The sequence below is a fragment of the Halopseudomonas pertucinogena genome (assembly GCF_014646575.1).
GTDB classification, from domain to species: domain Bacteria; phylum Pseudomonadota; class Gammaproteobacteria; order Pseudomonadales; family Pseudomonadaceae; genus Halopseudomonas; species Halopseudomonas pertucinogena.
Genome location: NZ_BMNN01000006.1, coordinates 86,867 through 98,221, shown reverse-complemented (window position 1 = coordinate 98,221; position 11,355 = coordinate 86,867). Strand labels below are relative to the sequence as shown.

Sequence of the window (11,355 nt, the reverse complement as noted above, 5' to 3'; positions counted from 1 at the left end):
CTCAAAGGAGCTTCAAGCATGTCTCAAGTAACACTGCGTGGTAACCCGGTAAGCGTTGGCGGCACCTTTCCCAAGGCCGGCGATCAGGCACCGGCGTTCAGCCTGGTAGCCCAGGATCTGTCCGACGTAAGCCTGTCGTCCTACGCGGGCAAGCGCAAGATCCTGAACATTTTCCCCAGCGTTGACACGCCGACCTGTGCCACCTCGGTACGTACTTTCAACACCAAGGCGGGTAATGTGCCCAATACCGTCGTCCTGTGCATCTCCGCGGACCTGCCGTTTGCCCAGGCGCGTTTCTGCGCAGCGGAAGGCCTGGAGAACGTCGTCAACCTGTCCACGCTGCGGGGCGCCGAGTTCATCCGCAACTACGGCGTTGCCATTGAGGATGGTCCCATGGCCGGGCTCACCGCACGCGCGGTTGTGGTGCTGGATGAAAACGACAAGGTCCTGCACAGCGAACTGGTTTCGGAAATCGGCCAGGAGCCGGATTACGAGAAGGCGCTCGCTGCACTGTCCTGACCGGCGCTTCATGCATGTGCACCCTGGGATACGGCTGTATCTCAGGGTCAGCGCCAGCTCGTGGGCCTGAACCATCCTGACGTGCGAGTTCGCATAATCGATATTATGTTAAATCGCGTATTATCTGACCCAGACCATCCTCCCATTTGCTAGAATGCAGCTCCGAGCCTCTGGAGTTCAGCATGACAATGACCCCTTCGCCGCCACTTTTTGGTACAGCCGACGCCTCGTACAGAGCTGCCGGTGGCATCGAGGGCATCCGCCGGCTGGTCGATGATTTCTACCGGATCATGGATACCTGGGAGCCAGCCCGCACGATCAGGCAGATGCATCGTGAGGACCTGACCGAATCACGCGACAAGCTCGCCTGCTTTCTCAGTGGCTGGCTTGGCGGGCCCAAGCTGTTTCAGGAGCGTTATGGCTCGATCAGCATTCCCATGTTCCATGCCAGCTGGCCGATCGGCGATGCCGAGCGTGATGCCTGGATCGGCTGCATGGCCCAGGCGATTGACCTGCAGCCCTATGCACCCGAATTCAAGGAATATCTGCTGCGGCAGCTGCGTGTGCCCGCCGAGCGTATTGTCGCCGTACAACGCAAAACGACGCCAGAACGCCCGTCTTAAATCTGTCGGCTCAGCAAATGCAAACGCCGCGGCTTTTCCAGCCAGCCTTCCCGGACCTGCGACCATTGCTCCGTAGTCAACTGCTCCAATGCGGCACACTGTTCCAGCACCGTCGCGTACGGCAAACTCAACGCCCGGGCCCAGGCCAGCTCACTGCGCCCCGCATCGGACTGCACCTGGGTTCGCAGATGGTCTGCCAGCCGACGCGCCTGGCTCTGCACCTGAGCAAATGGCAGAGCTGACAGGCGCGCGTGTTCGCTGGCCAGCCACTCGTCAATGGCATTGGAGATCGCTTCATGATCATGACTGGGCGACTGCACCAGCAGAATCAGGCCGGGCACGCCGGCCACCTCATGGTAACGGGCCACTACCCAATAACCCAGTTGCCGACGGGTGCGCAACTGGTCAAAAAAAGAGGCGCTGATGTGCTGGTGCAGGAGCTGCCAGCCAGCCAGATCGGCCACCGAGTCGCTGTCGCCCTGGCAATAGAGAATCTGCGCTCGATCGGCGTGCCGACACCCTACTTCGATGGCTTCAGTGCCCTGCCCCAGCCGCCTTGGCGCCGGCGGGTGCCAACGAAACGCGTGGGCCACACGGAGGCTTGCCAGCGCAGCGGCAACAGGCTGGCGTTCTCCGGCTGCCCAGGCGGCGGGGTATAACCAGGCGATCTGGGGATGGCCAGCTGGCTGGGTGGCGGCAGCTTCACGAGCGCTGTGGGGAGTGCCGCGGCAGATGAGTGCATCCAGCTCATCCAGCAACCGGTAGGCTGGCAAGGCATGGTCGCGCTCCTTCATCACCGTCTGGTAGCGGTGTTCGGCCAGTCTCTGAAGTGCTTCATCGTCCGGGGCCTTGAGCGCTTCCAGCGCTGCAACCAAGCCAAGCGGAAGCGACTGGGATGGCCCCTGCAGCTCCAGCGATATGACACCGGGGCTATTGCTCCACAGATGACGAATGCCAGTGGCGCTCATCCAGTTGTTCAGCGGTTCCAGTTGGAGTGACCACAAGGCTTGCAGGCGCTCCCCCTGATCGCGGTCCAGCTGTTCGACTGGCCAGCACCAGGCGATGCGTGTGGTTTCCGAGCCTGTTCCCTCTGCCGCCGCCAACCGGTACGGAACAGGGATTTCCCTCACGCCCGGTATGGGGTCAGATTCAGTGCGCGCCGCCTGCTCCGGCATCGCCGGAGACCATACAGGCCAGTCTGCCTCATTGAGACTGTCATTCCAGGTCGGGGCGAGCGGTACGTGCAGGGGTTCGTATCTATAGGCGGTATCGGTCCAGGGTGCGCGCTGCGGCAGTCCCGCTTCGCCCTGCTGGCTACATGCGAGTAACAGGCGAGCTGGCTCCAGCTGATCAAGCAGATTTCGCCAGGTGCCCTCCTCCAGCCCGGCCCACCGGCCTATACTTTCGAGGATCTGTTCGGCGGGCTCGTGGAGCAGGCGTTCCCCCAGGGAGGCAAGCCAGGGCAGCAGTTCGCCCTGGGGCCCGGCGGCGAAAGCCTGATCCTCCAATTGCTGCCGGGCAGCCTGCGGCCATTCCCGGCTGGGCGTAGCCCTCAGCGCAGCCAGCCAGGAGAACAAGGCGTTCAGCAGCCCGACAGGCTCTTCCGCCCTGTCCAGCGGTTCGATTTCCAAACGCAGCAGGGACCGCTTGTTCCGGTAGCGCTGCACATCCACCCGCAACTCCGCAGCAAGGCCCCGATGGCGCAGCCAGCCCAGGCCACCCGCCGGCGCGGGGCTGGCCAACCATTCACACAGCCAGCGCACGGCCTGCTGCCCCTCACCGGTGTGAACCCCTTCCAGCTCGAACAGAAGAAGATGGGGCTGCTCGCGCCCCGGGCTCTGCCACCTCAGCATACCGGGCAGTTTCTGCGGTGCCAAAAGCGATGCAGCCTCAGTTCGCTGGGCAGCCGGTCCGGTCGGCAGGCGCTCGGCGGCCCGCTGCGCCAGCGCTACCAGCTCTTTCATGGGCTGCGGTGCATGCATGAGCAGACAACCATTGCCGGCGCGGTAATGCTCAACATGAAACTGCCGAAGCGCCTGGGCCAATACCCGGGGTTCTCCCGCGAGGCTGCGTGCATTGCCAGCGCTGAAACGGCTCAGGGGATGATCCGGCTGGACCACGCAGGCCAATACCGCCTGCTCGTGCAAGGCGGCATCCGCCAGCCGGGTATGGAATTCCGCATCGATCACCTGACGTTCCGCCTCGACGGCATCAGCAGCAAACAGAGGCGCGACCAGCATATCCGTCAGCTGGGCCAGGCAGGGTTCCAACCCGGCGGGGTTGACGCTGAAATGGTAGCGCGTCCGCTCGGGCGCGGTGCTGGCATTGAAGCGCCCCGACCATTGGCTGACAAGCTGCGGAAACGAACCGGGCTGGGGGTGATCCGCCGAGCCCATGAACAGCATGTGTTCCAGCAGGTGAGCCAGCCCGGGCCACTCTGAAGGCTCATCGTGACTGCCGACGCCAAACTGGAATACACAGCCGGCCGCATCGGCGTGAGGCTCGCGGACCAGCAGACACAGCAACCCGCCCGGTGAACGGAGAAGCTGATAGTCACGCCCGTCATCAGGGGTGCGGGGGAGCGTCAGTGTCTGCATTTTCGGCACAACGATATCAGGGTTAAATTGCGGATTAATTTATATTTCACATGTAGTTACGATAGAAACGCAATTCCATTTCGAGAACGATTTCGAGGTTTTCAGGGCGTCGAAAGCCATGCCGTTCTTCGGCAAATGTCACGCACTCCACAGGCACGCCCTGGTCCTTCAACGCGTTTACCATCTGCTCGGTTTGCTCCGGAAGCACCACAGCGTCCCTGCCTCCCTGGAAAAAGATAACCGGCGTCCGGATGGCGCCGGCCTGTGCCAAAGGCGACCGCTGCCAGTAACGGTCGTCATGGCGAAGCGGGTCTCCTACCAGCCAGTCGATATAATCCGCCTCGAATTTGTGAGTCACGCTCCGTAGCTGCAAGAGATCGCTCACACCGTAGAGACTGGCCGCCGCCCGGAAGCGCCCACTCGCCCGTACCAGACTGTTGAGGCTGGTAAACCCACCGGCGCTCTGGCCCCGGATGAACACCCGCTCAGGATCGATCAGTTGCTGCTCGACAAGATGGTCAATGGCAGCCAGCACATCCTCCACGTCGGTCACGCCCCAGTTCTCCCGAAGGCGCTGACGGTAAGCGCGACCGAAGCCGACGCTGCCCCGATAATTGAGGTCCGCCACGGCAAAGCCGCGCTGGGTCCAGAACTGGATGCGGTTATCCAGTACCGGATAGCAGGCTGAGGTGGGGCCACCGTGGGTGAAGATCACCAGCGGCGGAAGTTCCCCCGGGGCCAGTGCGGCGCGGCTATTGCGTGGAGGATAAAAGAAGCCGTGGGCGGTCTCCTGGTGCGCGGTGAGATAGCGCAAGGGCTCGGGGCGGGAAATTTCTTCCGGCGCCAGTGTGCTGCCAGCTTGCGCCAGCACCTGCACCTTTCCGCCAGCCAGCGCAATGCGCAGCACTGCGGCACTGCAATCCGGTCCACTGGCTACGCAGAAAAGTGCCGTGGAGTCATGGGTCAGAGCGCGGAACCGGGTGTACTCCGGAGCAACGGATCTGACCTCGCCACGCTCGGGGTGGCGCAGCTCCAGCCGGCCATAGCCCTCATCGCTCCAGCTCAAAGCCAGCCAGCCTCCCGGCAATGGGAGGAAGTGTCGGGGTTGCAGCTGCCAGGGCCCGGGCGCGTGGTCTGCCTCGTGCGAAGGCAGTGGGTGCCACTGATGGTCGTCAGACTGCCGCCAGGGTCGCCAGTAGCCACAGCGATCCGTCAGGCACAGGAGTCCCCCTTCACTATCGAACAGGGGCTGTTGTACGGCTTCGCCCTGCCCCATGCGCTGAACCTGTACGGGTACCCCTGTGCTGTCCAGCTGGGCCCAGCACAGTGTGCTGTCGATCCAGGGCAATGCGGGGCGTTGCCACTCGATCCAGGCCAGGCGCTGGCCGTCGGGGCTCAGGCAGGGGCTGTTGTAGAAATCACTTCCTTCAGCCAGCAACTGCCGCTGGCCTTGCAGGTTGATCGCCACCAGACGGTGGATGACCTCTCTCTCGGCATGCTCTTCCTCCACGGCGATGACCCGCTGGCGTTGCGGATCGAAAGTCAAACCGCCGTAGCGGCACCCGGGACGGGATGTAAGAGATGTGCATCCAAGGTCGGCCAGCGACTGGTTATAGAGCTGCTGGTCTGCCTCGTTGACAAATATCAGATTGTTACCGGCCAGGCAGATCGCGCCACCGCCGTATTCGTACACCCGGCTGCGCACGCTGTACCCGGGCGGCGTCAGGTGTCTGGTCCCACGGGGCGTCGATTCCACCACGACATTGCGGCCTTCGTCAGGCATGAACTGCACCCACAGCAACCGCTGTTCGTCACAGACCAGGTCGGCATAATCCGTGCCCGCCGCGACGGCCGCAGCGGCGGAGAAATCACTCGGCCAGTACCCTGCCCGCTCAGCTGCGGCAGATGATGCGAGAGTTGCGTTCATTGCGAAAGGTCAGTTCCTCGACGGCTGGTTGGGGCTGTTCCGCTTCGGTACGGGCGGCCAGGATCCTGTGATGATGTGGCGACTTGCTGCACACCGGGTCGGCCTGGGCCGCGTCGCCGGTCAGCAGGTAGGCCTGACAGCGGCAGCCGCCGAAATCCAGATGCTTTTCCGGGCAGGATCGACAGGGCTCCTGCATCCAGTCATCACCGCGGAAGTGATTGAAGCCGAAGGAGTCATACCAGATATGACCCAGGCTCTGCTCCTTCACACTGGGAAAGCTGATCGGCAGCTGGCGTGCGCTGTGACACGGCAGGGCCGTGCCATCCGGCGTAATGGTGAGAAAGATGCTGCCCCAGCCATTCATGCAGCCCTTGGGGCGCTCTTCGTAGTAATCGGGGGTGACGAAAATCAGTTTGCACGGATGATTGTCCGCCGCCAGTTGGGCTCGATAGCGGTTGGTGACCGCCTCGGCGTGTTCCAGCTGCGCCCTGGTGGGCAGCAGGCCGGCGCGGTTCAGGTGGGCCCAGCCATAGTACTGGCAGGTGGCAAGTTCGACGAAGTCCGCCTCCAGCGCCAGGCACAGTTCGATGATGTTCTCGATCTGGTCGATATTGTGCCGATGGGTAACGAAGTTCAGCACCATGGGGTAACCGGCGGCCTTGACTGCCCGGGCCATGGCCAGCTTCTGATCGAAGGCCTTGCGCGAGCCGGCCAGCATGTTATTGACCTCACTGTCGGAGGCCTGGAAGCTGATCTGGATGTGGTCCAGCCCGGCGTCGAGAAACTCGTCGATACGCGACTGATTCAACCCCATCCCCGAAGTGATCAGGTTAGTGTAGTAGCCCATACCCCGCGCTGCGCGAATCAGCTCGGCCAGGTCGTCGCGCACCAGCGGCTCGCCGCCGGAGAAGCCCAGCTGTGCCGCTCCCAGCGCCCGCGCCTGGCTGAACACGTCGATCCACTGGCCCGTGGTGAGCTCCTGCTTGTGCTCGGCGAATTCCAGCGGGTTGGAGCAATAGGGGCACTGCAGCGGGCAGCGGTAGGTCAGCTCGGCAAGCAGCCACAGCGGCGGCCCCTGTTCGGGGTGTGCCGCACGCTCAGCGAAACCGGAGCCAGTGTTGTTCATGGGCCTCCCCGATAAAGGCCAGCACGTCGTCATCCAGTTCGGGTGCCGACGGGAATTTGGTCTGGAGTTCGCTGATGATGTCCTCCACCGTGCGCTGGCCATCGACCCGCTGCAGCACCTCGGCGGCGCTGTCGTTGAGCTTGACCATGCCCTCTGGATACAGCAGCACGTGGGCGTTCTGCACCGCCTCCCACTGCAGGCGGTAGCCGGGCCGGAACGCCGGCACGGCGGTGCGCGAGACAGCGTTCACAGACGTATCCCCCGGTGCCAGGCCGGTTGGTCGGTTACCGTATGGTAAGGCGGCCGCCCCAGTTCGTAAGCCATGGACATGGCGTCGAGCATACTCCAGAGCACATCCAGCTTGAACTGCAGGATCTCCAGCATGCGTTGCTGCGCTTCAAGCGTCTGGTAATGGTCCAGGGTAATGCGCAGACCATGCTCCACGTCCCGCCGCGCTTCACCCAGGCGGGTGCGGAAATAGCGGTAACCCTGCGGGTCGATCCAGGGATAATGCTGCGGCCAGCTGTCCAGGCGCGACTGGTGAATCTGCGGTGCGAACAGCTCGGTCAGTGACGAGCTGGCCGCTTCCTGCCAGTTGGCACGGCGGGCAAAGTTGACGTAGGCATCCACGGCAAAGCGGACGCCGGGCAAGACATGGCGCTGATCCAGCAATTCCTCGCGGCGCAGGCCGACGGCCTCGCCCAGCTGCAGCCAGGCCTCGATGCCGCCCTGCCCGTCTGCATCGCCATCATGGTCGATGATGCGTTGCACCCATTCACGGCGGGCCTTGGCATCATCGCAGTTGGCCAGGATGGCGGCATCCTTGAGCGGAATATTGATCTGGTAATAGAACCGGTTGGCTACCCAGCCGCGGATCTGCTCGGGCGAGGCGCGCCCTTCATGCATCGCAACGTGGAACGGGTGATGGATGTGGTAATACCGGCCCTTGTCCCGCAGGGCCTGCTCGAACGCCGTACGGCTCATCGGCTCAGCTGGCACGCAGTTCTCCTTACAGGGTGATTACCATGCCATCATGGGCGACCTCGATGCCGTGACGCGTCAGTTCGGCGCGCTCGGGCGAGTCCTCGTCCAGGATCGGGTTGGTATTGTTGATGTGGGTCAGCACCCGCCGGGCTTCCGGGTAAGCACTGAGCACCTCGATCATCCCACCCTCGCCGCTCTGGGGCAGGTGGCCCATCTCGCTGCCAAGTTTGGTGCCGACGCCGACGTGGATCATTTCGTCCTCACGCCATAGGGTGCCATCGACCAGCAGACAGTCGGCCTGCGCCATGGCGTCATACACCGCAGCGTCGGGCCGCCCCAGACCGGGCGCGTAGAAAAGCACGCCGCCGGTCTGGATGTCGCGTACCAGCAGGCCGATATTGTCGCCCGGGTGCGGGTCATGGCGGTGCGGTGAATAGGGCGGCGCCGCGCTGCGCAGCGGGATGGGGGTAAAATGCAGGGCCGGACAGGCTGGAATGGTGAAACCGGTGTCCAGCTCGATGCGGTTCCACTGCAGACCGCCGTTCCAGTGATCCAGAATACTGAACAGCGGGAAGCCGGTGCTCAGGTCCTGATGCACCATTTCGGTACACCACACCTGGTGCGGGCACCCCTCGCGCAGGGTGAGCAGGCCGGTGGTATGATCAATCTGACTGTCCATCAGGATGATCGCGCCGATCGCGGTGTCGCGCAGCTGGCGACCGGGCTGCAACACCGGCGTGTGCTCCAGCTGGGTACGGATATCAGGCGAGGCGTTGCACAGTATCCAGTTGCCGCTACCGTCCGACAGGGCTATCGAGGACTGGGTGCGTGGCTGCGCGTTGATCCGCCCCTTGCGCAAGCCGTCGCAGTTGCGGCAATTGCAGTTCCACTGGGGAAAACCCCCACCGGCAGCGGAACCCAGAATATGAATCAGCATTTCAACTCTTCCTGGTGCGGCGGTTTGCCGGCGAACCGGTCAAACCGCTCGCGTGCGCTTAACGGTTGGCGAAGTACATGGTCACTTCGAAGCCAATGCGCAGGTCGGTATAGCTGGGCTTTGTCCACATGGTCGAGTCCTCCAGTAGTTGACGAGCAGGTATGCCAGACATGGCTGACAAGTTGAGTTAAGCATTAGAACCATAGCACCGACAGTGCTCATTTGTGAGCGTTCTTTACCGCACCAGCAAAGGTTCGGAGAACTGATCAGGCGGAGCGGCCAATGCGTGTGACCAGAGTATGGCTCTCACCCGGCGCGAGTACCCGGCCATCTGGCCCGGCATTGGCCGCTTCGACGCACACCATGGTGCGATACCCGTCCGGCGGAAACTGGCTCAATCGGGCGGCCTTGGCCTGCCAGGGGTTCCAGAGCACTACCGACTCGCTGCCAGCGCGGCTGACCCTGAGGTGATCATCCCCGGTGTGTATGTCGATGTCTCCGTGGTGATCAAGATAAATTCGGTCCACCTCCTGCGCAAAGCGCAATGGAGCTTCCTGCACAAGCGTAGCGCCCTGCAGCTTGTCGATATAGGCGCACCCGAGCAGGCCCGTGATCTCGACATCGGCAATATCGGTGACTGGCAGATAACTGTGCAGCGCCTGGCTCAATCGCTGGGGGCGGGTACCGGTGTTGGTGGTGGTCAGGCCGACCTCAAGCTCATGGGCCAGTCTGAACTCGACCCAGACCACCCAGGCTTCATCCGGCAGTTGTCGGGTAATGGTTTCCGGCGCCAGCTCCAGCATCAGGTGCACCGTTTCGCTCTCCACGCGGGCGTCGACCAGATCCCAATTGCTGGTGCGGGCGATACCGTGCGCGGGACCTTCGCGCTCATCCGCAAACCATGGCCAGCACAAAGGCACCCCGCCGCGCAGAGCGGTGTCCGGCTTGCAGGGATCGGTCGGACTCATCCACAGTAGCGGGCGCTGGCCGGCAGGCCTGCACTGAATGATGTGTGCGCCCTGCAGGGCGATGCGCGCCTGGACTGCCGGATGGTCAACGTGAATGAACTGGCGGCCGTGCTCATTGGCGACGAGTCGCAATTCCGGCGGCAGATCGCTGGTCTCAAGCACTCATTCGGCTCCCATGCACAGATATTTGAGTTCGGTATATTCGTCCAGCCCGTGGCGAGAGCCTTCGCGGCCCAGGCCGGACTCCTTGACACCCCCGAAGGGCGCCATCGGGTTGGAGATCAGTCCCTCGTTGATACCGACAATACCTGCTTCCAGCGCGTCGGCGACGCGCCACATGCGGTGCAGGTCGCGGGTATAGAAATAGGCTGCGAGTCCGAAGGGGGTGTCATTGGCCAGCTCGATCGCCTGCTCTTCGGTATCAAAACGGATCACCGCAGCGAGAGGCCCGAATGTTTCCTCGTGGCACAGTTTCATTTCCGTGGTCACGTTGGTAAGCAGCACGGGTTGCACATAATTGCCCCGACTGGCATCCGGCGCCGGACCGCAGACCCGTTTCGCGCCTTTGGCCATGGCATCCTCGAAGTGCTCCACCACTTTCTCCACGGCAGCCTCGTTGATCAGCGCCGACTGCGTCACTCCTTCCTCGAAGCCGTCCCCTACCTTGAGTCGGCCCATCGCTTCAGCCAGCGCAGCGACGAACTCGCTATGCACGCCAGACTGCACCAGGAAGCGGTTCGCGCATACGCAGGTCTGGCCCGTGTTGCGGAACTTGCAGACCATAGCGCCCTCCACCGCCCGTTCGATATCCGCATCATCGAACACGATGAACGGAGCGTTGCCGCCCAGCTCCAGAGAGATCTTCTGCACATGTTCGGCGCACTGGGCCATCAGCCGCCGCCCTACGTCGGTGGAGCCGGTGAAACTGACCTTCCGGACCCGGGCATCACTGGTAAGGGCCTCGCTGACAACATCTGCCTTGCCGGTGACGACGTTGAACACGCCATGGGGGATGCCCGCCTGGGTGGCGAGTTCAGCCAGCGCCAGGGCGGAAAATGGAGTGGCGCTGGCCGGCTTGACCACCATGGTGCAGCCGGCAGCCAGCGCGGCGCCGGCCTTGCGGGTGATCATGGCGGCAGGAAAATTCCACGGGGTAATGGCGGCGCAGACGCCTACCGGCTGCCGCGTCACGACGATATGCTGCCCCAGACGCGCGCCTGGTATCGTCTCGCCATACATGCGCCGGGCCTCTTCGGCAAACCAGCGGAGGAAGGAAGCGGCGTATTCGATCTCGCCTCTGGACTCCGCGAGCGGCTTGCCCTGTTCGAGGGTCATGAGAATGGCCAGATCTTCCTGGTTGGCCAGCATGAGGTCATGCCAGGCCAGCAGCCGGTCCGCCCGCTCCTGCGCGGTGCGCAAACGCCATTGGCGCAGAGCCATGGATGCGGCTGTAACTGCAGAGCCGACTTCTCCGGCACTCAGCGAAGGGACATGGCCAACCCGCTCTCCAGTGGAGGGGTTGTCTACTTCGATGGTCTCACCGCTGGCAGCATCCACCCAGCGCCCATCGATATGGCATTGCTGCCGAAACAGTGCTGTTGAGCTGAGACGTGAAAGGGTCATTGGGGCTCCTGCTGCTGTCATGGCGGGGCCCGGCAGCAGTGATCCGGAGCC

General features: G+C 63.1%; 11 protein-coding genes. 2 read left to right on the top strand and 9 right to left on the bottom strand.

Annotated elements, in window-relative coordinates; translation table 11 throughout:
- Positions 1 to 18: 18 nt before the first annotated feature.
- Together tpx and IEW63_RS12625 are read left to right on the top strand one after the other, a co-directional pair.
- Complete coding sequence (tpx, locus tag IEW63_RS12630; RefSeq protein WP_188636986.1) at positions 19 to 519, top strand: thiol peroxidase; 501 nt, start codon at positions 19 to 21, stop codon at positions 517 to 519.
- Between the two features lie 188 nt (positions 520 to 707).
- On the top strand, positions 708 to 1,142 hold the full coding sequence (locus IEW63_RS12625) for a group II truncated hemoglobin (protein WP_188637048.1): 435 nt from the start codon (positions 708 to 710) through the stop codon (positions 1,140 to 1,142).
- Here IEW63_RS12625 and IEW63_RS12620 read toward each other — a convergent pair.
- The 9 genes from IEW63_RS12620 to IEW63_RS12580 form a co-directional block, all read right to left on the bottom strand.
- Positions 1,139 to 3,739 (bottom strand): insulinase family protein, encoded by a 2,601-nt coding sequence (locus IEW63_RS12620; protein WP_188636985.1) that lies wholly within the window; start codon positions 3,737 to 3,739, stop codon positions 1,139 to 1,141. The two genes, IEW63_RS12625 and IEW63_RS12620, sit on opposite strands and share 4 nt — an antisense overlap.
- A 46-nt stretch (positions 3,740 to 3,785) precedes the next feature.
- Positions 3,786 to 5,666, bottom strand: a complete 1,881-nt coding sequence (locus IEW63_RS12615; protein WP_188636984.1) for an alpha/beta hydrolase family protein — start codon at positions 5,664 to 5,666, stop codon at positions 3,786 to 3,788.
- On the bottom strand, positions 5,632 to 6,792 hold the full coding sequence (pqqE, locus tag IEW63_RS12610; RefSeq protein ID WP_188636983.1) for a pyrroloquinoline quinone biosynthesis protein PqqE: 1,161 nt from the start codon (positions 6,790 to 6,792) through the stop codon (positions 5,632 to 5,634). Before pqqE ends, IEW63_RS12615 begins: the two co-directional genes overlap by 35 nt.
- Entirely contained in the window at positions 6,764 to 7,042 is a 279-nt protein-coding gene (pqqD, locus tag IEW63_RS12605; protein WP_188636982.1) for a pyrroloquinoline quinone biosynthesis peptide chaperone PqqD, read from the bottom strand. Before pqqD ends, pqqE begins: the two co-directional genes overlap by 29 nt.
- Positions 7,039 to 7,776 carry a pyrroloquinoline-quinone synthase PqqC gene (pqqC, locus tag IEW63_RS12600; protein WP_188637047.1) on the bottom strand — a complete coding sequence of 246 codons (738 nt, stop codon included), beginning with the start codon at positions 7,774 to 7,776 and terminating at the stop codon, positions 7,039 to 7,041. The genes pqqD and pqqC overlap by 4 nt, the downstream gene beginning before the upstream one ends.
- Positions 7,777 to 7,801: 25 nt before the next feature.
- Positions 7,802 to 8,713: a pyrroloquinoline quinone biosynthesis protein PqqB gene (gene pqqB, locus IEW63_RS12595; RefSeq protein WP_188636981.1), complete on the bottom strand. Its 912-nt coding sequence runs from the start codon at positions 8,711 to 8,713 to the stop codon at positions 7,802 to 7,804.
- 58 nt (positions 8,714 to 8,771) lie between these two features.
- Positions 8,772 to 8,843 carry a pyrroloquinoline quinone precursor peptide PqqA gene (pqqA, locus tag IEW63_RS12590; protein WP_063607997.1) on the bottom strand — a complete coding sequence of 24 codons (72 nt, stop codon included), beginning with the start codon at positions 8,841 to 8,843 and terminating at the stop codon, positions 8,772 to 8,774.
- A 136-nt stretch (positions 8,844 to 8,979) separates the two neighbouring features.
- Positions 8,980 to 9,843 carry a D-hexose-6-phosphate mutarotase gene (locus tag IEW63_RS12585; protein ID WP_188636980.1) on the bottom strand — a complete coding sequence of 288 codons (864 nt, stop codon included), beginning with the start codon at positions 9,841 to 9,843 and terminating at the stop codon, positions 8,980 to 8,982.
- Entirely contained in the window at positions 9,844 to 11,304 is a 1,461-nt protein-coding gene (locus IEW63_RS12580; protein ID WP_188636979.1) for an NAD-dependent succinate-semialdehyde dehydrogenase, read from the bottom strand. It abuts the gene before it with no gap.
- Between the last annotated feature and the right edge of the window lie 51 nt (positions 11,305 to 11,355).